Consider the following 25657-nt stretch of genomic DNA (forward strand, 5'->3'; position numbering starts at 1 on the left):
AGCGCACCACCGTGGAAATGGGCAATGCCGCGCTCGATAAGTACGAAAGCAGCGGCGGGCTGAGTTGGGAAGAACGGCTGATTGTTCGAGGGTTCCTGGATAGCAATCAGGACGACACACGCCTGGCGGTGCAGAAGACGGTACAGGGGAACCATGCTGAGATGTTGAGCGTGCTGCCGGGGGTGGGGTTGGTTGGGGGGAAGGGAGGGGGTGGCGGAGCGAGTACCATTTCTCCAGTGAGAGTTAAGGGAGACAATGGATCAGGAAAACTGGCAGAAGGGCAAGTTTCTGGCCTGCTTCCTAAGCCAGGTGCGACATCAGTTCCTGCGAGTGGTGTTGGTGCTGGCGCTGAGTTTAAAGTCGACTCGAATCAGCTAGGGAAGAAGCTTGGTAAACATGTACAGGATTTCGGCGGAAACGCAGCGAATGCAATGGACCGCAAAGTCGTGATGGATAAGATCCATGATATTGGCCAAAGGGCTGAGAAAGTGATACCCGGGACGTTTGCCGGGCAAGGAGCGGGCGGTATACGCGGAGATGTCTTTTTTAGAATTAAGGGTAGTGATGTGGTTGTTACAAAGCCAGATGGGACATTTATAACCATCCTTAAAGATGGGGTTACCCTAAATCCATCCGTGCGGGCAGCATTGAGAGGAGAGATAAAGTGATTGGTGTCACAGAATCAATGTGCTCTTGGCTAGTTGGAAGATATGGAGAACGCCTTGTGTCAGTGAAAGCGCTTTTTCATGTTTTTGATTTGGCAGTCAATGGTCGCCCACAAGAGATAGAGCTTTCATTTGAACACACTGGATTGGTCAGAGTTTTCGGAGGTCCAGATGGAGCGTCAATTTGTTTCTCTCCGGTGCCGATGTCGAGTTGTGATTTAGGTGAATATGGTAGGCAGGGGATTTTTGATGTGTCGCATGAATCATCATTCAATGATGTCGTAGGCAGTGAGTTGAAAAGCGTTGCAGTCGTGAAATCATTTGCGATGGATGCTCCTGTTGGTATTGTTTTTAGTTTCTTGAACGGCTCGAGTGTTTCTGTGATTAATTTAGGGGATGAGTTGTTCATTTTTGATCAGCTCTCTGCGGATTTAATTTTCACTGAGGGCTTGAGATTTGTAAGCCTGGATGTAAAAGGGGGGTGAGGGTCTTCAGTAAAAGTGCAGAAGTTAAGTGAGAGCTTAGTGTGAACTTGCTTTCTTGGGGTTCTGGTCGGGAAGTTGGCTGATACTTGTTCTGAGTCGAAATTTTCTTCAAATGGCCACGCGGCAAGGTCGTCCTTTGTAAGGAGTGTCGATCCAAAAAAGTCACTGGGACTACTATTGCTGACATCGGAGTTATACAGCAAGCATTATAATGCTGGGAAAACCTTAGGGGCGGCTATGACTCTCAAAGTTGAGGAGCAGGCTGTTTGCGGTTGTTGCCGAGGGGATATTGCAGCAACGGCGGAAAAAGCTGGCTTAAAGTCTCTGGAGATCAGTGGAGTTGCAACGAGAAAAACTCTGTATTGGAAGCCCGGCATGCGTTCTATTAAAGAGATGGACTGATGAAAAATTATTCTTTGTCGTGGGTGGTTGGCGTCGGTGATCAGGCTAATGGTGGGAATAAAAAATCCCCGATTTGGCAAGATGTTGACTGCTATCTCAATAAAGTTAAGAGTGGGAAGGGTTCTCTGATCTTAAGTGTTGTAGGTGGCCCAGATACAGGTCCACAGTTCCTGCAAGTTTTTTCGGATGAAGGTAAGTGTGTTTTATCTTTGGGAGAAGATGATGGGGCGGATTATGTTGTGCGTTCCTATTTAAACCCAGAACTAAAAAATAGTGAATATGAAATTTTAGGTGATATTTGGAGTGGTGAGCTGGTCTGCTTAGATTTCTCCATTGTAAAAGAGGCGTTTGAGGAGTTTTTCCTGGTAGGTGATGTTAGATTAGAACTGTTGAGTTGAGCTATCTAGGTTTTTTGCCCCCCCCTCCATATGATTTTGCAATGCTTGATGGTGCAAAGGGGCAGGAGATTTAACAGAGCCCGTTACTGTTTTTACGCGACAATCAAAATCAATGTCCCCGGATGGTGGAATTCAGACTGCACTCCCGTATTAGTTAGGGCTGGTTATACAAATGGAATAATTCACTACTCTAAGGATGGTATCCACATTGTGCCAGCGAGGCCGTGAATGATGTGCTCTCTTGATAATGCGATCGTGATGTCCCGTCTAAGTATTCAGAGGGCATTGCTAGGGGAAGTTTCAGGAAAGCTTCGTGCTGTTGTTTTTTCAGTATCGGAATTTTTTTTGAGTGTTAGATTCTATTTCGACGGGGAAATTGATGACGATGATTTTGAATCTGCCTCCTGTGTTGAAACTGAGGTACTTGCTGATTACGAGGAAAACTGGACGGTTACAGTGAAATGTTTTCGGCTAGATGCCACGGAGCCGATATTTGATGATGGGGTTTGGGTATTCAGGCGACGTGAAGTTCAAGAGTGATTGAGTTGGTGCAAAAGCGACAGGCGAAGCTGCTACTCAGATCCCAGGCCGAGTACAGTCGCGTGTAAACATTGCCAATGGTCGCACGGAAACGACTCCTCTTCGTGATAACGGCAATCCCGTATCTGCGGGTTTCGATCACGTTATAGATGGGTATTTCAATAGAGAAATCTCCAACTCGCGCTCCGTGTTGCTCCGGATGAGCTGAAAGGCATCCTACAGAGCAGACATCCCCAAAACAGCCACAGGTACCACGTATAATCCAGAAATAAAATTCCTAATGGAGAAATTATAATGGTTGTAAAGTTCTTTGATGAAGTAGTGCGTGACTCATTTGGTCTAGGGTTGTCGACCCTTTTTAGTGCGATTGGCTCATGGAACCCTGAGTTTACATTTGAACAGCGAAAATATGCTTTTTTCTACATGATTGAATATCTGCTGGTGAACGGTAGAATCAAATTTATTAAGCCGGGGGCAGATTGCTATATTTCCCCGGATAACCCCCATCCTAAGCTCTCTATTTTTAATGATGAGGCCCATTGGGATCTAGGAATGAAGGATATTGTGTTTTACCTAAAGGAACGCTGGCCAGAAAGTGTAAGGTCCGAAAGTGACGAAGAATTAATAGTTTATTTTTATGAAGTTCCGGGGATGATTTGGGTCGATGAACGTGGGTGTTTTTTTGCGTCGTAGTACTTTGGTAATTATATAGGTTGCTTTTATAGATTTTTGAAGGGTTCCGGTGGCGACGAAACAGTCGCTACGCTATAGGTGGAGAGTTTGGAATAATGTACTCAAAAGTTGATCTTGCTATGGATCTCGAAAGAACATTGGCTAGAGGCTTCGATGTCTTCAGGATTTCTAAAGTGGTATTTGATATCTATCAAGATCATGGTTTAGAAATTACTGCTTCCATGGATCAAGTACTCCTCACATTGATGGCAATGGAGGAGGGTAAGGAATTTGAGTTAACTGAATCAGAGTTTTTGGCTCTGATTTCAAAGGTTAAGGCGATGTAGGAGGTCCAAAAGGTGGAGAGCAGTGGCGGATGTTTTTTGAGTTAGATAAAGGTGCGAATCCAGTTGGGCGCGCTGTTATCGCTGCACTTGAGTTTTTGTCTATGTAGTGAATTTCTTCCTCGATTTTGAGAGGGGCGAGCTACGCAGTTAATTAGTTTGTTTGTTTAATGCTGGTCATTAATAAAGTTTGGTCCGTGTCAGAAGAGTATTTATTGGTTGTCTGGAGGCATGGGGGCAAGTGTCTCGGCTTTATGGAGCTATTTGTTTGGGGTAAGGAGTTGTTAAGTTGATTAAAAGGACGGGTATGCCTATGTGAAGAACGTATCGAAGAAGTCGAGCGAGAATCTCGAATTCTCTCGTTAACCCCTAACTCCAGTAAAAATAATAATGACCAAGGAAACACCATGCTAAAAACACTAATAAAAATAACCACCCTAATCGCCACCCTGTCCTTGACCGCCTGCGTCTCCTACACCGTGACCGGTCCAATAGGCACGCCGCTTCATCCCGCCACTGCCAGTAACCCCCGAACCGCACAAATCGCCGATGTCGTCGTGGCCATCCCCAGCGCTGACGATGCCACCCGCACCGCCATCAGCCGTTCACTCACCACTCAGCTGAACCAGTACGTCAAGGCCGGCGGCTATTTCAAGGATGTGACCGAATACCCGGTACGCCTGGGTGAGAATGATGTGGTGCTCAAGTTCAGCATGACTTCCCTGCAAGCGCGTCGTGCGCCGCATCCTGCGTATATCCCCGGTGCCTTGTTGACCCTGACGTTGTGGATCTGGGTCAACGGCCCGATTTATGTGGACAGCTTTGATGTCGCGGGAGATCTGGTGATCGTCGATCGCGAGGGCAAGGCGTTGGCGGCGGCGCAAGAGCAGATCAAGTTCGAGCACAACGTGGGTTTGTATGGGCGCGAATATTGGTCGCCTGTAATGGGGGCCAAGCAGTTGAATGAACTGGTGTCGAACCTGCTGCAAACCGCTACGGCGGGTTTGGCCGCACCGCAGTCCAAGGAGGAGTGAACATGAAAGGTTTGATTCTGGTTGCCGTACTGCTGACGGGCTGCGTGTCCTATTCACATCATGAGCTACCTCCGGTGCAGGTCTGGCCGCCGACCGCCGACGCGCCGGTGCAAAAACCAACGGTGTATGTGCGCACCACCGTCATGAGTCAGGTCAACGGCGGTCCGGCCAAGCCGGCAATGGGGGCGGCGGCAACGGTTGCACAAGGGGTTGTAGTGGACGGCTTTCGCGAGTCCGGGCGCTTTGCGCAGGTCAGTACGGACAAGGGCGAATCGGATATCTATGCCGAGGCCACCCTGTATAACGATGAACAGTTCAGCATGGCCTCAGCCATCATCACCGGTGCGACGTTTTTTGTTATCCCCACGACGGCGAAAAACACCTACACGCTGGAGACGGTGTTCAAGGACGATGCGGGCAAGGAATTGGGCCGTATCCGCAAGAGCGAGTCGGTGCGCACCTGGATGCAGCTGTTGTTGATCGTCGCCGTTCCCTTCCGTCAGGACATTCAGGAAGTGGTGCAGGCCTTGACTCGCAGCACGTTGGAGGAAGGGGTGCAACGCGGCTTGTTGTAGTGGTTGCGCCTGAACGGCGTGGGGCCGGGCCAAAGTGGGCTTGCTTGCGAAGGCGGCGTGTCAGTCGACACCAGTGCAAGCAGGCCCACCGCTATCGGGGGCAAGCCCCCTCCCACACCGACAGTGTTCACAAATCTAAATGTGTAAACACGGCAAATGTGGGAGGGGCGGTGCGACGATTCGACTTGCCCCCGATTGGGTCGCCACGGTCTTTCATTTAAAACTCAATAGCCATACCGCTTACTGGCCTCAATCGCCAAGCCACTGCCAATACTGCCAAAGATATTCCCTTCCACATGCCGCGCATTCGGCAGCATCGCCGCCACGCTCTGGCGCAGTGCCGGGATGCCGCTGGAACCGCCGGTAAAGAACACCGTGTCCACCTGGCCAACCCCCACCGACGCATCGCTGAGCAACTGGGTGACACTGCCGCGCACACGCTCCAGCAAGGCGTCGATGGAGGATTCGAACAACGCCCGGCTCAGGTCCACGCTCAGGCCTTTTTCGATGCGGTCCAGCGCCACGTGGCGGTTGTCTGCATGGGTCAGGTGGATCTTGGTTTCTTCCACTTCCATCGCCAACCAGTGGCCGGCGCGCTGTTCGATCAGTTTGAACAAGCGGTCGATGCCGCCGGTGTCTTCGATGTCGTAGCGCATGCTGCCCAGCGCCAACTGGGACTTTTGCGAATACACCGAGTTGATGGTGTGCCAGGTCGCCAGGTTCATGTGGTGGCTGGTGGGCATGTAGGCGCCGCTTTTCATGCGGCTGCCGTAGCCGAACAGCGGCATCAGGCCTTGCAGGCTCAGTTGTTTGTCGAAGTCGGTGCCGCCGATGTGCACGCCGCCGGTGGCGAGGATGTCGTCGTGGCGGTTGTCGACCGTGCGCCGCTCAGGGCTCAGGCGCACCAGTGAGAAGTCTGACGTACCACCGCCGATGTCGACGATCAGTACCAGCTCTTCTTTCTCGATGGTGGACTCGTAGTCGAACGCGGCGGCAATCGGTTCGTACTGGAACGACACTTCCTTGAAGCCCAGCTTGCGCGCCACGTCCACCAAGGTGTCTTCGGCTTCTTTGTCGGCCAGCGGGTCGTCATCGACAAAGAACACCGGACGGCCCAGTACAACTTCTTCGAACTCGCGGCCGGCAGTGGCTTCGGCGCGGCTCTTGAGTTGGCCGATAAACAGCCCCAGCAAGTCCTTGAACGGCATTGCCGTGCCGAGCACGCTGGTGTCGTGCTTGATCAGCTTGGAACCCAACAGGCTCTTGAGCGAGCGCATCAAGCGGCCTTCGTAGCCCTCGAGGTACTCGTGCAGGGCCAGGCGGCCGTACACCGGGCGGCGTTCTTCGATGTTGAAGAACACTACCGACGGCAGGGTGATCTTGTCGTCCTCCAGCGCAATAAGCGTCTCCTCGCCGGGGCGGATCCAGCCGACGGTGGAGTTGGACGTGCCAAAGTCGATGCCGCAGGCACGGGCTGGGGATGAGTTGTTCATGTCTATCGGGTTCCGGTCGAAAAACGGCCGCGCAGTGTACGCGGGTCGAAGGCGGATGCGTAGGCCGGCTATCTGTAAATACGCCTTGAAAGTATGAGATTCGCCCCCACATCTGCTGCATACGGCAAGCGCCGATAACACTTTGACGCACCCCCAGGCCACATCACTCAACAGGTGCAAAGCAGCGCACGTTGTGCCCCGGGCTGTGCGATCTCGATTAAGGATGGTGAACCGCCGATGGATTTCAAAGACTACTACAAGATATTGGGTGTCGAGCCGACGGCCGATGACAAGGAAATCAAGGCCGCGTACCGCAAGCTCGCGCGCAAATATCACCCTGATGTGAGCAAGGAAAAAGACGCCGAAGCCAAGTTCAAGGACGCGTCCGAAGCCTATGAAGCACTCAAAAGCGCCGACAAGCGCGCCGAATACGACGAGCTGCGCAAATACGGCCAGCATGGCCAACCGTTCCAGGGCCCGCCGGGCTGGCAGAGCCGTGGCGGTTTTGGTGGCGGCGGCGGCGAGGACTTCTCGGACTTCTTCAGCTCGATCTTCGGTTCCCGTGGCGATGCCTTCGGTGGCGGCCAACGCCGTCCCGCCGGGCGCAAAGGCCAGGACGTGGAGATGCAGTTGACGGTGTCTCTTGAAGAGACGCTGTCCACCGAGTCCAAGCAGATCAGCTTCCAGGTGCCGCAATATGACGGCTCGGGCCGGCATGTGAGCAACACCACCAAGAGCCTGAACGTGAAGATTCCCGCCGGCGTGGCCGACGGTGAGCGCATCCGTCTCAAAGCGCAGGGCGCACCGGGGATTGGCGGTGGGGCCAATGGCGACCTGTACCTGATCATCAAGTTTGCACCGCATCCTAAATTCGAGGTGGAAGGTCAGGACCTGGTAATCACTGTGCCCCTGGCACCGTGGGAGTTGGCGTTGGGTACGGAAGTAGCGGTGCCGACGCTGACCGGCAAGATCAACCTCAAGGTGCCCGCCGGCAGCCAGAACGGTCAACGCATGCGCGCCAAGGGCCATGGTTTGTTGAACAAGAGTGGAGAGCGGGGTTATCTGTTCATCCAGCTCAAGGTCGTGATGCCGAAAACGGCCGACGACGACACCAGGGCGTTGTGGGCGAAGTTGGCAGAACGCTGCGATTTCAACGCGCGGGAAGGCTGGAGCAATTGACTGCATAGTTAGGCCCAGGCCGCAGTGGGCCATGAATAAGCTCCTCATCTCTCGATGAGGTAATGATTCATGGCCCAACACACCGGATCGCTCGATAGGCTGAGGTCTCTACCTCACCTCAAGGACGACCCTTCATGTCACAACCCGACTCAACTGCCACGCTCGTCGGCGTGTTCAACGCCGACGCTCGCGGTGTTCATTACGACTTCCTGAAAGACCGCGTGCCCGACTGGTTCAAACAGGCGAGTACACAGCGGCAGGAAGAGCTTGCCAACCATGAAATGCATCAGTTGCCCAGTTGGTACCGGGCAGCCTCAACTGAAGCGAAAGGTGTCGTGGGAGACAGTCACACCCGCTATCGCGAGACGTTGAACATCATTGAGAAACGCCTCGGCAGCCTCACCGACATTGCGCAGTTTTCCGAAAAATTGCTGAAGGAGGCAATCAAACAAGCATTCAACCTGGACATCGATGTTCGCAACACCTACTTCGCACGTAAATACCGCGGGGTACGTGGGCGCTCGGACATGTTTGGTGCTTTCGCACTGGAGCAGCAGGACAACTCGACGCTCAACGACCAGTATCAGGGTATTTCCCTACTGGAAGCCGCACTGGCCAACTTCGAACCCGACGATGAGCAGCCTCTGAAGTGTGCCGATTGCCGCGTCATCACCACCTTCAGCGCATACGACGGCGAAATCATTCCAACGGTCTACGCGGTCACGTCCCAGGCCGTGGCTATCTCTGCACATGCATTTGCCAAGCTTTGCCGCACCTTGGACCTGGGCGCGCGTTATCAAGCACACCTCAAAGAAGTGCTGTATCCCGCTACGCAGGCCGAACGCAACGCCCTGGACCAACAACTGCAAGAACATCACCGTCAACAACTGGCGCTCAGTGTTGAGGTCGCCCGTCTACAGTACGCCGCAGACCATCGCAGTGGCCGTGTCTTGGCCGGTATCAGCGACACTGCCTACGAGATGCTCAAGCAAGTGCTGGCCGATACGCCGAACGTGAGTCTGGACGGCCAGCGGGTCACGTTTGCGGTATTAAAAGTCTTCGGGATCGAATTGGTCGGGCCCTTGCTGATAGGTCCGGATCGTGCTGGCAGTGCCCGGGTCGAACGGCTGCTGGTGTACATCCCGAATGACCCACAGCAACCGCTCAGGGAATATGCCTCAAGCGCCGATTTCATGGCTGATCTCAGGACCCGCCTGCACAGCGTCTCTTACCGGCGCTTTTTCAGTCGGTTTATCCCGAAGCGGAGCCAGGGCGAGTTCTTCAAACAATTCAACCGGTTGTATCAGCCTGCAGGTAATGACAATGCAATGGTGGATTACCCACTGCGGCCCAATCCAGGGCGCTTGATCCTGGATGAAAGAGACCTGCGGGGCAATCTGTGGGGCGGGCTGGCCAATGCGCATATCCATAAGATTTATGGCGATGCACGAGCGGTCGCCGTGCCGACAGGAGACGAGGATGCCAGGGCTCGAACCGAACGGTTGGAAAGCTACCTCGATGCGGTACTCAGTGTTCTGAACGTGGCTGCTTTTGTGGTGCCGGGCCTGGGGCCGATCATGCTGGTCGTCGGGGCCGCGCAGATGTGTTACGAGGTTTACGAAGGGATCGCAACGGCTGAGCAGGGTGATACGAAAGAGGCGTGGGCACACTTTTCCTCCGTGGCGCTCAATGCGGCGTTCTTTGCCGCCGGTGCCAAAGTATTACCCAACGTCAAATACGTGAACTCGCTGGATAATCTCAAGCCGGTCACGATGCCGTCGGGCAAACAGATGTTGTGGAAGGCGGACCTGGGTCCCTATGCGTCCAGGGTCGAACTGGCACCGCAGTCCAAGTCCGACACTTTGGGGCTGCACCAGGTCAACGACCAGAAGGTGTTGCTGCTGGAGGGCAAGCAATATCAGGTCAAACAGGACGCGGGCACCGGCCAATACCGCATCCAGCATCCGACACGGCCCGACGCCTATGCACCAAAACTGGAGCACAACCATCAGGGTGTCTGGAGCCATGAACTTGAAGAACCATTGACCTGGGACGACCCGACACTGCTCAAGCGCCTGGGGTTGGCCGCACACCCGGATCAAGTCCGTATCAGCGGTGTAGAGCTTGATACGTTGCGCGATACATTCGTCAATCATGAATCCTTACCGCTGGTGCTTGAGGAGACCATTAATCGTTTCCAGATCCATCAAGAACTCACCACGTTCGTCGAACAGATGAACAGTACCGATCCGCTGGTTTACGCGAAAGCCGAGCCAGCGTTGCAACTTGACCTCATGCAGCGCCGAGGCCTGCTGCCTGACACGCCATTGCTTCGGGTCATCGACAATAACGCCAAGATCCTTTGGGAAAGCGCCGGCCCGGCATCGACCCCAAGAAAAGTAGTGGCGCTGAGCCAAGGTAATATGGACCGAGGCGAGTTGCTCAACGAGGTGTTGTACACCTTGCAAGGGGATGACCCGGCGCTCACGGAAATGCCCGGCCGCCCCCAAGACTCATTACCTTCCCGGGCCTACCAACTGCGGCAGTTCATCGCCAGCACGGCGGCGTCCCTCAAAGGCGCGTTGGTGGAAGCGCGTTTCAAGGCGTCGACCCACCGCGATGATCCCGATGTGCAACGGGTCCTGGATGCTTATCCGAAACTGTCGCCAGCGGTGGCGGCGCGCGTGCTTGAAATCCTGGAGCCGGACGATTTGCAAGGTTTTCGCCGCACCGGTCGCCTGCCTGAAACCCAGGCCGCGCAAGCTCGATGGTTTGAGCAGGAAACCCGCGTATCCCGTGCCTATGAAGGACTGCACCTGGACGCCCTGACGGACATCGACAGCCAGCGCCTGGCGTTACGCACCCTTGAAACCCTGCCGGGGTGGCGGCGTGGAACGCGGGTCGAATTACGCCAGTATTCGTCGCAAGGGGCGACATTGGATGCCATCGGCTCCCCGGACATCACGACGGCCAGGACGCTGGTTCTCCAGGCGAACGGTGAGTTTTTGACCCAAGGCCCGGGGGATTTTTACACGGCGGCCTGGGAAGCGATGACGCCCCTGGAGCGACAGGCCATGAACCTGAGCGACAGTTCGCAGCTCAAGCAAGCCATCAGGCAATCGCCTTTGCCACGGCCTCAATTACGCACGGTTCTGCTGGAACATCCGATCCGCAAGCCACCCTATGATCCTACGATGCGCTTGTTGGGCGGCGGGCCCGGCTGCAGCCGATTGCACCGTGTGAGTGATCGTGCACTGCATTCTCCCGAGGCACGGGTGCGCAAGCTCTACCCTGCTTTAAGTGAAGCTCGGGCAATCGAGTTGATTCGCTCAAAGGGCGTCAACATTTCCCGAGTGCTCACGCGGTTGGAAGCTGAGTTCGAGACCTTGGACACCACGTTGAAAGCGTGGGTGACAGAGCATGCACCGCAACACATGTTTACCGAGTTTGATCGCCGCGGTGGTTATGCGGCCGTTCGGGCCAATGAAATCAGGCGTTGCTGGCGTCGGGAAACGGGGAATACGTTGCAGTTGTCGTTCGGGCACGGGGACGCCACGTTGCCAGCGTTGAACGCAGATTTCAGTCATGTCGAGACGCTTGAACTCCGAAACTTCAAGTGGTCGGAGAGCGGCGAAAGGTTTCTCAAGAACTTTACTCACGTCAAACACCTGGAGATCTCCAACGCAGGGCTTACGGAACTGCCTGCGGCCTGCACTGACATGGTTGGGCTGACCTCTTTGCGTCTACGTAATAATCAAGTCCGGTTAACCGCACGCAGTGCTGCAACGCTAAGCGGAATGATTGATCTGGAGGTACTTGAGTTGGCAGGCAACCCGCTGGGGGTGCCCCTGGACTTCAGCACCATGCCCCGGCTGAAAAGGCTGGACTTGGCTCTGACGCAAATGGACCAATGGCCCTCCGGTTTGCAGAACCTGACCTCCGTGGAGTACGTAAGCCTGAGGTTTAATAAACTTCGCCAGGTGCCAGAGGCCCACCTGAACCCACCACCTGAACAGCTCGAAGCGATGGCCAAGGTCAATCGCGTCACGATGGTGCAGGGCAACCCGTTTCCTGAGGATTATTGGCAAACATTTGATCGTTACTGGAGGCGCCTGGGCGAGAGCCGACCCGATTTGGTCTCGGAGGGGGAGCGTGACGCGTTTGACAGCGGTAATCCCAGGGTAAGGACAGTTCAGAAAATGTACCCGACCTACAACACGCAAAAGGCCAGGGAGTTTGTCTGGAACCTGGGCGACGCTGCCGAGGTGGAGTTGGCCCGTCTGGAACAGGCGTTTGATCGACTCCAGGCCCAGCTCGATGCCTGGGCATTCACGGGCGGTGGCGCGCATCAACGGTATGTCCGTCCGGGCCAGTTGAACATCGAGAGAACTGTTCATGCGGATCGACTCGAGGCTCAGCAACGCATTATGAGCTGCTGGAGACGGGAAACGCCGCAGATGCTGGCCGCCGACGGCAGCCCAATCGGCCTTGAACTGAACCTCAGTGGCTTGAACCTGCCGAGCCTGCCGGACCTGGATACCGACTTCAGCCATGTCGGCTCGCTCAAATTGAGCCGCATGAACCTGGCCACGTCCCCCGAGGGGTTTCTCGCAAGGTTCCAAGGTGTGCGTTGGTTGGATTTGTCTGCCAACCAGTTGCGCGAACTACCACCTGCGGTGGGTGAAATGCGAGGTTTGACGCGTTTGTTTCTACAGAACAACCGGATTCGCTTGAGCCCGGAAACGGCCAGGATATTGTCGGAACGTGTGACGCTCAGGGCGTTGCTCGTCAATGATAACGACCTGCGTATCTCTCCCGATTTCAGCCAGATAACCGATATGCGCACGCTCAACATGGCGCACGCAGGTCTGACTGCCTGGCCGACCGGTTTGGCCGAGCAACCGCTGCTGGATCGCATAGACCTCATCGGCAACCAGATGACCGCAATCCCGGCGTCAGTCATCTCACCGCCGCAGGCGCTACTGGCCCAGAGCGCACGGGTCAATAACGTCACTGATGCGAGCGGCAATCCCTGGTCAGAGGCCACATTGCAGCAGGTGCGAGAGTATGGTGAGCGCCTTGAGCAGGCCGGATTGGCCTCGCCCAATCAACCGAATCGGCTGGTCGCTTCTGTGCCTTTGAACGCAAGCCGTGTCGCCGCTCGTGCGGTGACTTACGATGCACCGTTCCAACGCTGGTCCGCAGGCTTGTCCACCGAGCAGGCGGCCACCAGAAAAGCCCAGTGGGATGATCTGCGTGAGAAGGCGGGCGCAGACGGCTTTTTCAATGTACTGCGAGACCTGCACGCGGCGGACGCAGGCCATGAAGACCTTCAACGGCGAGTGTGGGAGGTCATCGACAGCATCACCGAAAACTCCGCCGAGTCCGAGAGCCTGCGTGAGCAAATGTTCGAGTGGGCGGGACGGCCGGCGTGCTGTGATCGAGCTGCGCTGTCTTTCAGTAACCTGGAGATCATGACGATGGTTTACAGGGCCAGGCTCCAGGCTATGGATTCAACTCAGGGTGTCGCGCTGTCAACCTTGTCCAGAGGCCTGTTCCGACTGGACGAAGTCGAGAAGGTCGCCTTGAACGATATCGATCAGCGCAGAACCGCAATTAATAACGACCTGGACCTGACCGCTGCACAAAAAGCACAGCGGTTGAATGTGCTTGAAGAGGTTGAAATACGGTTGGCCTATCGATATGGGCTTAAAGACCGGCTCCAGTTACCTGGGCAGCCTTCACAGGTGAGATTTACCGCATTGGGGGATGTGACCCAGGCCATGCTGGACGCAGCTTATGACAAGATCGTCGCGCTGGATAACTCGCCCGAAGAGTTTCAGGCGCTGCTGTCCCGCGAGTTCTGGCAAGACCATATAACCCAGAAATACCGGCCGCGATTCGAGGCGCAGGGCAGGCCATACCAAGAGGCACTGGCCGCGTTGCATGAGCGCTTTTCCGAGGGCAGTCTTACGGCCACCGCGTATGACGCGCAGGCCAAGGATTTGCAAGCTCGCCTTGTGATTGAAGATGCCGCGTTGATCGATACGCTGACTCGCCAGGAGATCGCTGAGCGCCTGCTGCCTCGGGAGCCCCTTCAAACCCTGACTGATCCCGCTGAGCGACCGGCGTTTGCGGTGGCACTGTCAGAGGCACAAGCCATTGAGTTCAACGGCAAACAGTATTTTATAACGAGCATGCCAGATGCCGGTGATGGGCAGCATTACTTGCTACGGGTGCAGAGCCCGAGTAATCCGTTCGAACTGGTCAGCAGCGGGATTGTGGCCAAGCCGGATGTGAAAGGTGTTTGGCAGCGCAGAGGCCAGGTCGGGGGGATGCGCGCAGGTTCGTCCGACGATGAATTTGAACCTGCCTCGGAGTCCATGCCGGTGTCGCCCTATACCACGGCAGAGCTTAGGTTCATGCGTCAGGACGCTCACTTTGTGACGCTCCAAAACCAACTGGGCACTTACAACCGTGCCAATAACGGCAAGTACCCACTCAGGGATTACCAGGGCAGGCCAATTCGAATCAGACGCCTGCAGACACAGTTTAAAAAAGACTCGGGTGAGACCTATTCCTCGGCGCAAGTAAAGCCCTATATAAAGTTTGAAGGGTATGAACACGTCGCGGCGCTCTACGAAGAGAAACTACAGTGGCGAACCTTTACGGCTGACGATGTGAAAGTGCCGGGAGAGAAGGCTTTGATAGGGCAGTCCATGGTCGTGGCCAATCGACGCATTGTTAAAGGCGAAATTGTGGGGGTGTACGGAGGGGTCGTTATGCCTCACGGTTTTTCCGCGGGCGCGGTGAGTACGTTTGGCATGAAGGTCGGCTCCAGGGTCGTGTCGGACGCGGGTTCTTTGCGCAACGAGTCGATTAATCTCGTGGGCGACAACATTCTGTCCAGAATCAATACCCACTTTGAATATGACGCCAGCGGCAAACCCTTACGACAGGCGTCGGCGGGGTACAACGTTGAAGGTATTCCTTTCGACGTTGAAGCCGAACATGCGACCAGCCGCCCAGGGGTGAGGAGCGAGTATTTCTTGACTGCTGTGTACGCGACTGAAGATATCCCAGCGGGCGTCGAACTGCGGATGGACTACGGGTATGACGAGGAGATGATCAAAGCCAGGTTTCCTTGAACCGGGTATTCGAGCGTCCCCCTTGAGGACGAACATCGCCTTCAAGGGGGCGGGACGTCGTTAAAACAAAAAGTAGCGCTGTGCCATCGGCAGTACATCCGCCGGCTCACACCACAGCAGCACGCCGTCGGCCTTGACCTGATAGGTCTGCGGGTCCACCTCGATATCCGGCAGGTAATCGTTGTGGATCAGGTCGGTTTTCTGTACGTCGCGGCATCCCTTGACCACCGCGATCTGCTTCTTCAACCCCAGGGCTTCGGGCACGCCGGCGTCCTGGGCGGCCTGGCTGATAAAGGTCAGGCTGGTGGCGTGCAGCGAGCTGCCGAAGCTGGCGAACATCGGACGGTAATGCACCGGCTGCGGTGTGGGGATCGATGCGTTGGCGTCGCCCATGAGGCTTGAGGCAATCGCGCCGCCCTTGAGAATCAGGGTCGGCTTGATGCCGAAAAACGCCGGGCGCCACAGCACCAGGTCGGCCCATTTGCCCACCTCGATGGAGCCGACGACATGGCTCACACCGTGGGTGATCGCCGGGTTGATGGTGTATTTGGCGATGTAGCGTTTGGCGCGGAAGTTGTCGTTGCCGGGGCCGTCGCCAGGCAACGGTCCTCGCTGTTTCTTCATCTTGTCGGCGGTTTGCCAGGTGCGCGTGATCACCTCGCCCACACGGCCCATGGCCTGGCTGTCGGAACTGATCATCGAGAACGCGCCGAGGTCGTGCAGGATGTCTTCGGCGGCGATGGTCTCGCGGCGGATACGGCTTTCGGCGAAGGCCACGTCTTCGGCAATGCTCGGATCGAGGTGGTGGCAGACCATCAACATATCGAGGTGCTCGTCGATGGTATTGCGTGTGAACGGCCGCGTCGGGTTGGTCGAACTCGGTAATACGTTGGGGAAACCGCAGGCCTTGATGATATCCGGCGCGTGACCGCCACCGGCACCTTCGGTGTGATAGGTGTGGATGGTGCGGCCCTTGAGCGCGGCGAGGGTGGTTTCGACGAAACCGGATTCGTTCAGGGTGTCGCTGTGGATCGCCACCTGCACGTCGTATTCGTCGGCGACGCTCAGGCAGTTGTCGATGCTCGCCGGCGTGGTGCCCCAGTCTTCATGCAGCTTCAAACCGATGGCACCGGCCTTGACCTGTTCAATCAGCGGCCCCGGCAAACTGGCGTTGCCCTTACCGGTGAAACCGATGTTCATCGGGAACGAATCGCTGGCCTGGAGCATGCGCGCCAGGTGCCATGGGCCGGAGGTGCAGGTGGTCGCATTGGTGCCGGTGGCCGGGCCGGTGCCGCCGCCGATCATGGTGGTAACGCCGCTGGTCAGCGCTTCTTCGATCTGCTGCGGGCAGATGAAATGCACGTGGCTGTCGATGCCGCCGGCGGTGAGGATCATGCCTTCGCCGGCGATCACTTCGGTGCTGGCGCCGATGGCCATGGTCACGCCAGGCTGGATATCCGGGTTGCCGGCCTTGCCGATGGCGTGGATGCGGCCGTTCTTCAGGCCGACGTCGGCCTTGACGATGCCCCAGTGGTCGATGATCAGCGCGTTGGTGATCAGCGTGTCGACCACTTCATGGGCGAGCAATTGGCTCTGGCCCTGGCCGTCGCGGATGACTTTTCCGCCGCCGAATTTGACTTCTTCACCGTAGACGGTGAAGTCCTGTTCGACTTCGACGAACAGCTCGGTGTCAGCCAGGCGGACCTTGTCACCGACGGTGGGGCCGTACATGTCGGCGTAGGCTTGGCGGGTGATTTTCATGTGTGTGCCTCAAAATTTTGTGTTGAATGTGAGTCCGCCATCGGGGGCAAGCCCCCTCCCACAGGGGAATGTATTTCAAGTGTGGGAGGGGGCTTGCCCCCGATGAGGCCCTAAAGGTCACCCATGATTCTTCCGGCAAACCCAAACACCCGGCGACCGCCACTCAGATCCACCAACTCCACCTCCCGACTCTGCCCCGGCTCAAACCGCACTGCCGTCCCCGCCGGAATGTTCAAGCGCATGCCACGGCTCGCCACCCGATCAAAGGTCAGCGCGTCATTGGTCTCGAAAAAATGATAATGCGAACCCACCTGGATCGGCCGGTCGCCGCTGTTGGCCACGCTCAGGGTGACCGTGCGGCGACCCACGTTGAGTTCGATGTCGCCAGGCTGGATCTGATATTCACCAGGAATCATGCAGGTTGCCCCAGGGTCTTGAAGTAGATGGCGGTCGGGGTGTAACGCCCGTCCGGGCTTTGGCAGTAGTCGGGCAGTTCACCGATCCTGGTGTAGTGCAGCGACTGGTAGAAGGCTTCGGCCGGCGAACCGGCTTCGGTGTCCAGGTACAGCAGGCCGCGCTTGTGCTGGCGGGCGGCGAGTTCCAGGGCATTCATCAATTGTTGGCCCAGGCCATGGCGGCGCGCACTGGTATGCACCAACAGCTTTTGCACCTCGGCGCGGTTCAGGCCGTTGGCTTTCTGGCACAGCGCCAACTGCACGCTGGCGATCACGTGTTCATCGCGCACCACCACCCACAGCAACAGGCTGGCGTCTTCGATACTGGCCTGCACGCCACGCAAATATTCGCGGGCCTGGGCTTCGTCGAAGTCGGCCATAAAGCCGACAGAAGCACCGTGCTCGACCGCATCCAGCAATAGCTCAACCAACCCCAAACGGTAATGGGCAAAACTTTCCGCATTGACTCGACGCAGTTGCGCGGTGTTCATCAACGTCACTCCTTGGGCGGTTCGGCGCCCGGGTTCAAGGCCAACTGCATAAACGTCAGGTCCAGCCAGCGGCCGAACTTGATACCCACTTGGGGCATTTGCCCGGTGGTGATGAAGCCCTGGCGTTCATGCAGGCGGATCGAGGCCTGGTTGCCGCTTTCGATGGCGGCGACCATCACGTGTTTGCCACAGGCGCGGGCGCGTTCGATCAAGGCTTCCATCAAGCGCGGTCCTACGCCTTTGCCGCGCTGGTCGCTGCGCACGTACACCGAGTGTTCCACGCTGTAGCGAAAACCCTCGAACGGGCGCCAGTCGCCGAACGAGGCGTAGCCGGTAACCTCATCGTTCTCCACCGACACCAGGATCGGATAACCCTGGGCATGCCGTGCACTGAACCAGGCCTGGCGATTGCCCAGGTCCACCGGTTGTTCATTCCAGATGGCGGTGGTGTTGAGTACGGCGTCGTTGTAAATCCCACGGATCGCCGGCAGATCGTTCTGGGTTGCGTCACGAATCATCATGGGAACTCACGCAATCGGCTGGTGGACGGTGACGAGCTTGGTGCCGTCGGGAAAGGTGGCTTCCACCTGGATGTCCGGGATCATTTCCGGGATGCCCTCCATCACTTGTTCGCGACTGAGCAGGGTGGTGCCGAAGTGCATCAGGTCAGCCACGGTGCGGCCATCACGGGCACCTTCCATCAGCGCGGCGGAGATGTAGGCGATGGTTTCCGGGTAGTTGAGCTTCACACCGCGCGCCAGGCGACGCTCGGCCACCAGGCCTGCGGTGAAGATCAGCAGTTTGTCTTTTTCCCGTGGGGTCAGGTCCATGGTTCAAGGTCCTTCATAAATACATTCTCAAATACACCAGAGATCCAATGTGGGAGGGGGCTTGCCCCCGATTGCAGTGTGTCAGGCAACACAGATGGTGGCTGATCCACTGTCATCGGGGGGCAAGCCCCCTCCCACATTTTGATCTTCATGTGCTCCAGATTCGTGGTGAAACGGCTTCCCGGCCCAGCACGGCTGGGCGTAGCAATTTCCATAAGTCGATCAACCATGCCCTTGCCAACAACGCTTCGCTGGCCAGGCAACGGGCCACCAGCAAGCCCGGCAATTGGGTCAGATCACCGCGCACCGCATGGGGCAGGGCGCGGCATTGTTCGAGTAATTCGGGATCGATCTCGCCCGTGAGCAACAACGTGGCAAACACCGGTTGCCGGTCCAGGCCAATCGGCGAGTCGAGCAGACCGTCGCCGCCGTTGACGCGCTGGCGTTCGTGCCAGAGCGACTGGCCGTCGCGGCGAATATCCAGGTGCGATTGAAAGTGGCCCAGCTCAAAACGCTCACCACTGGCCGGGCGGCCCAGGGCAACCACATCCCAGTAAAACAAGCGTGCATCACCCTGCAATTCGATACGCGTGGTGAGTTCGGCTTGGGCGGCGCTGAAGACGATGGTTTCCTGAGGCAGCCATTCCAGCGTGGCGCCGGCTTCTACGGTGAGGTCCAGTTGCTGAAACGCAGGGCTCCCGGCGCGGTACCACTTGGCCGCGCCGGGGCTGGTCAACTGTGCCCAGGCACCGGCACTGACGTGGGCGCTGATATCCAGGCGATCACCACCGGCAATGCCGCCAGGCGGGTGCACGATGATGTGCTGACACACTTCGGGGCCTTCGGCGTACAGGTGTTTTTGCACCCGCAACGGGCCGAGGTGGCGGCGCATGACTGGCCGCGTGGTGTCACCGAAGCGCGCATAGCCGAGCTCCAGCTCGGCGTGCCAGCTGGGGGTGAACAGAGCAGGAGTAACGGGCAGGTTCATGAGCAGTGCTTATCAAAAGGAATGCCACAGATTAGTGCGCGGCGACAGCGCATGCGTTCTCGCCTTGCAGGTTCCATCTTGTACTGGCTTGGTTGCAAAGGCTGTGCCTGCTTTGAATGAAGGCATATCAGGCATGCGGGGCGAGCCATGTTCGTTTTGATTGCGCCATTCAGGTGCGAAGTGGTGTTGCGGCACCATTGTAGTGCGCGAAAAACAAGGGGGGGAGGAAGATATCCACATTGACCCGTTGGATTTAATGGAGTGAGTAATGGCACAGGACAAGCATCCCCCCCCGAATAAAGGGACACCCAAGGCACAAGAAGCGATGGCGCTGGAAGGGCCGTTCATAAACGCGGACGACGCGGCCTTTTGGGCTCATCAACACATTGGCAATAAGCGCGACGTTGAATATGGCGGCGTGATTCTTCGTAGACACGGGCGTTTTTTTGCTTCTGTGCCTAGACGAGGCGCAGCACGCGATTTCAAGATAAGCAATGCGGTTGACGTCGACGACGAGGGCAAGTTAGTGCTCCCTGACGGCTACGCGGCGTATGCGTTTTACCATTCCCACCCGACGCCCGACATGACGGCTCAGAGCGACTCTGTACCCGCCGAGGCTTACTCCGCATACATTGGCATGTTCTCGTATGCCGACATGCATCTAATCATCGAGTACGGCTCCGTCGTACCTGCCCATTATCTGTCTGGAACGCAGGACGCGCTGCTCAAGTATGTGACGAGCGGCTCGCTCAAGGAGCGTGAGCTGGTTGTTCGTATATCGCCTGAGCAGCGCGCGGCGCTCAACTTTTTCCTGGATTACATCCCCCTTGTTGCTGACGCCGGAGAGTTGCGCGTCGTGGTTGCCAACGCTGCATGGGGAGGAGCCCCCGGGCGTATTGGCAACAGGTGGAGGCTGGGTGTACCGCTGAGCAGGGGGACGCCGCCGCCAATTTTCAAACAGATCACCACCCATCCAGGTTTGAGCGACGTGTTAGCGTTGGGCACAGCCCCTTCATTCGGCTACCAGCTAAAAGCCATCGGCAAAGAGCACTATGTAGTGCCGGTTGAGGCTTGGGAGCGCAGGGTGCTGACGCCGCCGGAGCAACTATTCCCCCTGCGCCCGGACGGTGGTGTAAGGCTGCCGTCCAACTTCCGTATCAGTACCTTGTATTGTCGACAAGCCCCGCCCGAGGCCTGGCAGCACCCGCACTTCTTTACCCCCGCGCTCCTTGCTGCTGCGGCCGTGCAGTTGCGTAAAAGCCCCAAGCTGTATGACAGTGAGCGCGGACTCCAGTTAGTGACGCGTACCTCTGACGGAGCACTGCTGTCCTATCGCTTTTCCAAGACGGACGAGGAAGCCGGCTTCCTGGGGGCGGACGGCCTCGCTGTCGAGGCGCAATTGAAGGATAAAAGCCGGACCGGTCGCCAATTCGTCGAGAGTATGGCCGCCATCGGTGAAGTGAGGGTTCTGCAGGCTGGCCGTGCTTGGCGCATCACCGGGAACACATTGCCGTTGGAGCCTCTACTCGATGTGCTGAGCGCCTCCATGAGTCCTGCGTTTATCACTGCGGACGATGCCGCTCGTTATCTGCATGACCGAATCCGTGATCGACTTGATGACGTGCTTGGCTATGTTTTGCAGCGCAGCGACGGCACTTTCGTGTCGACGCCTCCTATCCGCGAGTCTGATTTTAGCGTGCAGTTGGGGTTGAGGTATGACGGTACTGTCGGGCCTGAGCCGCTCTTGCCGCCCGATTACCGGGTTGCTGGGTTTTTCATCGCGCTTACAGATCAATTCGACGTCGTGCGGCGCAATTTGCCAGCTGGCGCTGGACCGAATCGGCTTGCTCCGGACGATGAAGCCGCACTGTACATCTCGATTCCTGTTTATGCCCAAACAGCGAGCATGACGGCTCGCAATCAAAAAATTCCTGCACTGTATTACTCAGGTGCCTCCGGCTCCCTGGTCAAATATGTGCGCAGTGGATCGGAGCGTGAAGACGCCTTCAGTACCCTTGTAAACGAAATAATGCGTACCGGAATGTTGAAGCTACAGATGGATGGCTATGATGGCACCCCTGTTGAAACGGTGAGGAAGCTGGCGCGTATTGGTGAATTCTCTGTCTTGGTTTCAAGTGAGGTGTGGCGCGGTAGTCAAGGCAAGGTGCCTGAGGATTGGGTTCCTTTGCAGCCCTTCGTTGCCCCGTCGCCGGCCTCACCTGCCTTCAGCTGGGTATTTCAAGACGCGCTGACGGCAGCCCGATATGGGCAGGACCAGCTCGAAGCCCTCTCAGGTGATCCACGCCTGTGTTTCATGCTCAAAAACAAAGACGCTGAGCGATACGTAGTGGCCTGCGTCGACGCAAACTCAGCAGGTACTGCGTTACCGAAGTTTTCACCCCAGCGCGTGTTTTCCAGCGATGCCAATGGGCAGTTGATGCTGCCGGCCGGGTACGAGATACATGCGCTGCTGTACGTATCACGTCCACCCTTGGGCTCGAAACAGAAGCAGCATTGGTTGTACGAGAGTTTTGTGTCGCCGGCTGACTTGGCACTGGCGGTTGCCGCGTCCCGCGAGCCGGCCGCGACGATTAGACGGTTTTTCCTGAGCACCCGCGATGGTGCGCAACTCGAATATGAGTTTTCTGCGACCGGCCTGGAAGGCCAGTTGTATGGTGTCACGCCTACCGGGGCCGTCACCGATAACGGCCTTGAGGCAGCCTTGGTCGCCGGTAGATTGACCGCCATTGAATTTGTCCGGCGTGTCGCGGCAGCTGGCACGCTCTCGGTTCGACGGGCAGGCACGTTGTGGGACGTCGAGGGGCCGGTCGATGAGCGTTGGCAACCTTTTGCGCGTTATCCCGTACCGGTCTTCAGTGCGCCGTTTCTCTCTGCGGATGACGCCGCACGCTTTGCTCATGAGCAGATCGGTTCCGAGCGTGAAGCTGAGTACTGCGGGTTCATTCTCAAGACCCTCGATCAGCGCTTTGTCGCTACCCTGCCGATGCCTTGTCGAATGGGTGATAGGTTTGCAATAGAGGGCGTTTTTGCGACCGACCACACTGGCACGCTCATCTTGCCGCAGCCTTATGTGCTGTATGGGCAATATGCCTCTTGCCGAGCGGTGTCGCTGAGGGACTCGACGCGAATGGACCATTACCGCTGGTCAAGGACCGAGGCGGCGGTGCAATGGCAGCTGTTTACCGACCCTGAGTTGCATCGTCTGATCAGCAACCGCCACTTGATCGGTGTGGCTTACCTGTCGAGTACTGAAGACGCGCTGCTTGCCTATGACCTCAGTGGCTCTGCTGCTGAGTTGGCACTGCTCGCCAAATTGGCGCCTGGGCCGCAGGGCAGCCAGCTGGACAAGCAACGAACCCGCGGAGAGCTACGCCCCGAGGCCTGGGTTCGTGAACTGGCGCGTACGGGGTTGCGTATTGTGCTGGGCAGTCGACTGTGGGGCGTTGCCGGACAATTACCTGATCGTTGGCAAGCGATGCCGAGCGCAAAAGCGTTCGAGCGCCCCGAGCAAGTGAGCTTCGGTGCGGTTTGTTCCAGTGCTAATGAAGCGGTGATGGACGCCCATGCGCGCCGGGCGCGTGGTTATGAGTCGACGCAAATACATTTCAGCTTTGTGCTCAAACATGAGCATAAGGACGAATATGTCGTGTCCCAAGCTGTTCCGTGTGATAACCAGCAACCACTATTCAATACAACAAGCCTGTTTGCGACCGGTGATGACGGAGGGGCTCTTTACCCCCCAGGCTTCCAACTGCATGGCCTGTTCTATGCTCGCCAATGGATGCCTGAATCGTTATCCAAAGAGCAACGTTGGCTGGCCTCGCACTTCATCTCGTCTGCTGATTTGTACAGCGCATTCCGCACCGCTACGCGTTGGCGTGATGAGGGTTCGGTCGTCACCTTGCCGGTGTTTATTTCAACGTTGGACAACGCTCTGCTCAGATTCCAAACACCGATCTCGACCCGATTGTTCGATGCAGAACGCCATCCCTCCGGTAGCTTTCAAGATGTTCATGCGCTGTTAGCCAGTGGAGAGTTGACGCCCCAGGCATTTGTGCGACGGGTTGCTTCGTTGTGCTGGCTGAGTGTCGTTGTACCTAATGAATGTTGGGATGAAACGGGCAAGTTGAGCGTGGATTGGATCGCTTATGCGAACTTCAGTCGCCGGGCCCTTAGCCCTGCCTTCTTCAGTCAGGACGATGCGGTGCGTTATGTGCGCACGTTGATTGTCGACCTGCCGAATCAGCTGTATGGCGGGTTGGTATTGAGGCGAGCTGACGGCCTGTATGTCGCGACCGAGCCGCTGCCTGTGACCAGCGAGAATTTTGATCCGAAAAACATCCTGCCGGATGAGGACGTACGCCAGGACTGGCTTGCGCCGGGCCTGAAACTGACGGCGCGTTACCGTACCCGCATGGACCGGCTGCCGGATTTCCAGCTGACCAAAGAGGCGTTGGATGTCTACCGCAACATGTTCACCACTGAGGTCTTGGGCAAGGCGCTCGATTGCAATCATTTGTGGAGCCATGAGTACCTTTTCGCCTTGGATGGTTCGGTGATCAGCTTCACGTGCGATGACTTGAACCGCGATCTGCTCAGTACTGCGCAACAGCTTCAGCAGGCACTGGACCTTCAGCAGCTTAAGGTGGCCTTGGCCCCTTCCGCTCAAACGCCCCATGATCCGAAGAGCAACCTCCTCCAACAACAACTGCGCGACGGGCTTATGAGCCCAACGGCGTTTATCAACCAAGTGCTCAAGGTCGCGTCGATGACGGTGGTAGAAGGCAGCCAACTGTGGGGGACTGCGCAGCTGTTGCCCCGAGGCTGGCTACCGAGTCACGGTTTCAGTGCGCCTGAACGCAGCCTCCACGTGCAAGCGGACCGGGCGTGCAGCCCGGTATTCAGTCATATCGATGATGTGGCGCGATATGTTCATGGGCAGGCTGGCGAGCGCCTGGAGTTGACGTTTGGTTTTCTGCTCAAGTCATCTAACAAGAAATGGATGGCCAGCCTGCCCGTCAGCGGGGAAGACCTGAAGTTTTCGCTGAGCAAAACGTTTTCACGCGGCCAGTTACCATTGGGCTGGACCGTTCAGGGAATGTACCTGTGCGCACCGGCACACCAACCCGAAGAACTGGGAGCATCCGAGGTCTACCGCAGTTTTATCCCGCCTGGCGTACTTCGTGCGGCGCTGTGGGCGTTGGTGCGGGATGACCAGTACTTGCCACTCTACGTATCGTGTGCGGACAGCGGACTGCTCAGCTATCGTGCAACGGCCATCGACAGCGACTGGAGTGATGAACACCGGCTGCAGGCTTTCGTGAGGAAGCTCAATGGACCGTATAACCCTGACGAATACATACGCCAGGTCGCCCGCTCGGGCAAGTTGGAGGTATTGATCACCGGAGAAATCTGGGCGACTCAAGGCGTGGTGTCATCAACCTGGGTGTCACGAAGGGCCTCGGTTTATGTGCCGGGTGCTGAAGAGCGTCTGCCTCTGGGTCCATTTTTTTCACACGCCGATGACGCTGCCCGCTACCCGTGGCGCCGCTACCATAGTGATCCGAACAAAGCATGGTTAGGTGCAGTGTTGTCCAATGCGGCGGCCGATACGTTTTTGGTCACTGAGCCCGTGCCAGACAATGGCCCGATCGTGCCCGTGGGTAGCCGGATGTTCACGCTAGCCTATCAGCGGCTCTTCTTCGGGGTCATGAACACATCGGTTCCGATGAGTCCCGGTAGGTACCCTGAGGGCTTCAACGTGATCGGGGTGCAGCAAATCAATAAACGGGATGCTGCACGCGAACGTTTTGACGACCGCTATCAGGAGGCGCTCGCCGATAATTTCATCGCTCAGCAGGACTTTCGCGCGTTTGTCGGCATGCTCCGGCAGGATGCCGTGGCGGGTGCTCGCTATTACTTCACCCCCCGTAACGGCGCCTTGCTGGTTTACCTGCCCAGTTATGAGCGCAGCGAGCAGGAGATGTTGCTCTTTGGATGGCTGGATCCGCAAACCGACAAGCCCAGGGCAACGCCCAGCGAAGTCATCAGCACGCTGGCGACCACCGGGCATTTGTCCATACTGGAGCCCGATCGGTTCTGGCAGCCTCGCAGCCATGTAGGGACACAATTGCTGCAGACGCTGCGCAAGTTACCGGCATAGTTGCGCGGTTGCC

At 57.0% G+C, this 25657-nt stretch carries 19 protein-coding genes; 12 read left to right on the top strand and 7 right to left on the bottom strand.

The features are described 5' to 3' along the window. The 9 genes from DYL61_RS31340 to DYL61_RS21330 form a co-directional block, all read left to right on the top strand. Positions 1-668, top strand: a 668-nt coding sequence (locus DYL61_RS31340) for a hypothetical protein (protein ID WP_202978042.1), incomplete at its 5' end; no start/stop codon positions are given. A 56-nt stretch (positions 669-724) separates the two neighbouring features. Continuing rightward, positions 725-1150 (top strand): hypothetical protein, encoded by a 426-nt coding sequence (locus DYL61_RS21295; RefSeq protein WP_135309964.1) that lies wholly within the window; start codon positions 725-727, stop codon positions 1148-1150. A gap of 177 nt (positions 1151-1327) precedes the next feature. Beyond that, positions 1328-1552, top strand: coding sequence for a cytidine deaminase-like fold-containing protein (locus DYL61_RS31345; protein WP_420825085.1), 225 nt, complete (start codon positions 1328-1330; stop codon positions 1550-1552). Further along, entirely contained in the window at positions 1552-1950 is a 399-nt protein-coding gene (locus DYL61_RS21300) for a DUF6911 family protein (protein WP_135309965.1), read from the top strand. Before DYL61_RS31345 ends, DYL61_RS21300 begins: the two co-directional genes overlap by 1 nt. A 258-nt stretch (positions 1951-2208) precedes the next feature. Beyond that, a complete protein-coding gene (locus DYL61_RS21305) occupies positions 2209-2490 on the top strand; it encodes a MafI2 family immunity protein (RefSeq protein ID WP_135309966.1) in 282 nt (93 codons plus the stop codon). A gap of 294 nt (positions 2491-2784) precedes the next feature. After that, positions 2785-3183 (top strand): hypothetical protein, encoded by a 399-nt coding sequence (locus DYL61_RS21315; RefSeq protein ID WP_135309967.1) that lies wholly within the window; start codon positions 2785-2787, stop codon positions 3181-3183. Between the two features lie 95 nt (positions 3184-3278). Further along, positions 3279-3509 (top strand): hypothetical protein, encoded by a 231-nt coding sequence (locus DYL61_RS21320; RefSeq protein WP_135309968.1) that lies wholly within the window; start codon positions 3279-3281, stop codon positions 3507-3509. A gap of 404 nt (positions 3510-3913) precedes the next feature. Then, on the top strand, positions 3914-4540 hold the full coding sequence (locus DYL61_RS21325) for a hypothetical protein (protein WP_135309969.1): 627 nt from the start codon (positions 3914-3916) through the stop codon (positions 4538-4540). Between the two features lie 2 nt (positions 4541-4542). Further along, the gene (locus DYL61_RS21330; protein WP_135309970.1) at positions 4543-5115 is read left to right on the top strand and encodes a hypothetical protein; all 573 of its coding nucleotides are present in this window, start codon (positions 4543-4545) and stop codon (positions 5113-5115) included. A 224-nt stretch (positions 5116-5339) separates the two neighbouring features. Here DYL61_RS21330 and DYL61_RS21335 read toward each other — a convergent pair whose 3' ends face one another. Beyond that, on the bottom strand, positions 5340-6608 hold the full coding sequence (locus tag DYL61_RS21335) for an Hsp70 family protein (RefSeq protein ID WP_135309971.1): 1269 nt from the start codon (positions 6606-6608) through the stop codon (positions 5340-5342). A 237-nt stretch (positions 6609-6845) separates the two neighbouring features. Here DYL61_RS21335 and DYL61_RS21340 point away from each other — a divergent pair, with 237 nt between their 5' ends. After that, positions 6846-7787 carry a DnaJ C-terminal domain-containing protein gene (locus DYL61_RS21340; protein ID WP_135309972.1) on the top strand — a complete coding sequence of 314 codons (942 nt, stop codon included), beginning with the start codon at positions 6846-6848 and terminating at the stop codon, positions 7785-7787. A 134-nt stretch (positions 7788-7921) separates the two neighbouring features. Then, positions 7922-14935, top strand: a complete 7014-nt coding sequence (locus tag DYL61_RS21345) for an NEL-type E3 ubiquitin ligase domain-containing protein (protein ID WP_135309973.1) — start codon at positions 7922-7924, stop codon at positions 14933-14935. A 60-nt stretch (positions 14936-14995) separates the two neighbouring features. Here DYL61_RS21345 and ureC read toward each other — a convergent pair whose 3' ends face one another. From ureC to DYL61_RS21375, 6 genes are all read right to left on the bottom strand, one after another. Continuing rightward, on the bottom strand, positions 14996-16696 hold the full coding sequence (ureC, locus tag DYL61_RS21350) for an urease subunit alpha (protein ID WP_135309974.1): 1701 nt from the start codon (positions 16694-16696) through the stop codon (positions 14996-14998). Positions 16697-16806: 110 nt separating this feature from the next. After that, positions 16807-17112, bottom strand: a complete 306-nt coding sequence (locus tag DYL61_RS21355; protein WP_135309975.1) for an urease subunit beta — start codon at positions 17110-17112, stop codon at positions 16807-16809. Beyond that, positions 17109-17642 carry a GNAT family N-acetyltransferase gene (locus DYL61_RS21360; protein ID WP_135309976.1) on the bottom strand — a complete coding sequence of 178 codons (534 nt, stop codon included), beginning with the start codon at positions 17640-17642 and terminating at the stop codon, positions 17109-17111. Before DYL61_RS21360 ends, DYL61_RS21355 begins: the two co-directional genes overlap by 4 nt. A gap of 5 nt (positions 17643-17647) precedes the next feature. Beyond that, entirely contained in the window at positions 17648-18160 is a 513-nt protein-coding gene (locus tag DYL61_RS21365) for a GNAT family N-acetyltransferase (RefSeq protein ID WP_135309999.1), read from the bottom strand. 9 nt (positions 18161-18169) lie between these two features. Beyond that, positions 18170-18472, bottom strand: coding sequence for an urease subunit gamma (locus tag DYL61_RS21370; RefSeq protein ID WP_010213535.1), 303 nt, complete (start codon positions 18470-18472; stop codon positions 18170-18172). A 148-nt stretch (positions 18473-18620) separates the two neighbouring features. Beyond that, complete coding sequence (locus DYL61_RS21375) at positions 18621-19460, bottom strand: urease accessory protein UreD (protein WP_135309977.1); 840 nt, start codon at positions 19458-19460, stop codon at positions 18621-18623. 268 nt (positions 19461-19728) lie between these two features. On the opposite strand from DYL61_RS21375, the gene DYL61_RS21380 reads away from it, so the two are divergent. Next, positions 19729-25644, top strand: a complete 5916-nt coding sequence (locus tag DYL61_RS21380) for a DUF4329 domain-containing protein (RefSeq protein ID WP_135309978.1) — start codon at positions 19729-19731, stop codon at positions 25642-25644. Positions 25645-25657 lie beyond the last annotated feature (13 nt).

This window comes from Pseudomonas nabeulensis (genome assembly GCF_004682045.1).
In the GTDB taxonomy this organism is placed as follows: domain Bacteria; phylum Pseudomonadota; class Gammaproteobacteria; order Pseudomonadales; family Pseudomonadaceae; genus Aquipseudomonas; species Aquipseudomonas nabeulensis.

Excerpts from the sequence above, each read along its gene's own strand:
- DYL61_RS21300 (WP_135309965.1), top strand. The coding sequence starts at position 1,552 with ATGAAAAATTATTCTTTGTCGTGGGTGGTTGGCGTCGGTGATCAGGCT.
- DYL61_RS21305 (WP_135309966.1), top strand. The coding sequence starts at position 2,209 with ATGTCCCGTCTAAGTATTCAGAGGGCATTGCTAGGGGAAGTTTCAGGA.
- DYL61_RS21315 (WP_135309967.1), top strand. The coding sequence starts at position 2,785 with ATGGTTGTAAAGTTCTTTGATGAAGTAGTGCGTGACTCATTTGGTCTA.
- DYL61_RS21320 (WP_135309968.1), top strand. The coding sequence starts at position 3,279 with ATGTACTCAAAAGTTGATCTTGCTATGGATCTCGAAAGAACATTGGCT.
- DYL61_RS21325 (WP_135309969.1), top strand. The coding sequence starts at position 3,914 with ATGCTAAAAACACTAATAAAAATAACCACCCTAATCGCCACCCTGTCC.
- DYL61_RS21330 (WP_135309970.1), top strand. The coding sequence starts at position 4,543 with ATGAAAGGTTTGATTCTGGTTGCCGTACTGCTGACGGGCTGCGTGTCC.
- DYL61_RS21335 (WP_135309971.1), bottom strand. The coding sequence starts at position 6,608 with ATGAACAACTCATCCCCAGCCCGTGCCTGCGGCATCGACTTTGGCACG.
- DYL61_RS21340 (WP_135309972.1), top strand. The coding sequence starts at position 6,846 with ATGGATTTCAAAGACTACTACAAGATATTGGGTGTCGAGCCGACGGCC.
- DYL61_RS21345 (WP_135309973.1), top strand. The coding sequence starts at position 7,922 with ATGTCACAACCCGACTCAACTGCCACGCTCGTCGGCGTGTTCAACGCC.
- ureC (WP_135309974.1), bottom strand. The coding sequence starts at position 16,696 with ATGAAAATCACCCGCCAAGCCTACGCCGACATGTACGGCCCCACCGTC.
- DYL61_RS21355 (WP_135309975.1), bottom strand. The coding sequence starts at position 17,112 with ATGATTCCTGGTGAATATCAGATCCAGCCTGGCGACATCGAACTCAAC.
- DYL61_RS21360 (WP_135309976.1), bottom strand. The coding sequence starts at position 17,642 with ATGAACACCGCGCAACTGCGTCGAGTCAATGCGGAAAGTTTTGCCCAT.
- DYL61_RS21365 (WP_135309999.1), bottom strand. The coding sequence starts at position 18,160 with ATGATTCGTGACGCAACCCAGAACGATCTGCCGGCGATCCGTGGGATT.
- DYL61_RS21370 (WP_010213535.1), bottom strand. The coding sequence starts at position 18,472 with ATGGACCTGACCCCACGGGAAAAAGACAAACTGCTGATCTTCACCGCA.
- DYL61_RS21375 (WP_135309977.1), bottom strand. The coding sequence starts at position 19,460 with ATGAACCTGCCCGTTACTCCTGCTCTGTTCACCCCCAGCTGGCACGCC.
- DYL61_RS21380 (WP_135309978.1), top strand. The coding sequence starts at position 19,729 with ATGGCACAGGACAAGCATCCCCCCCCGAATAAAGGGACACCCAAGGCA.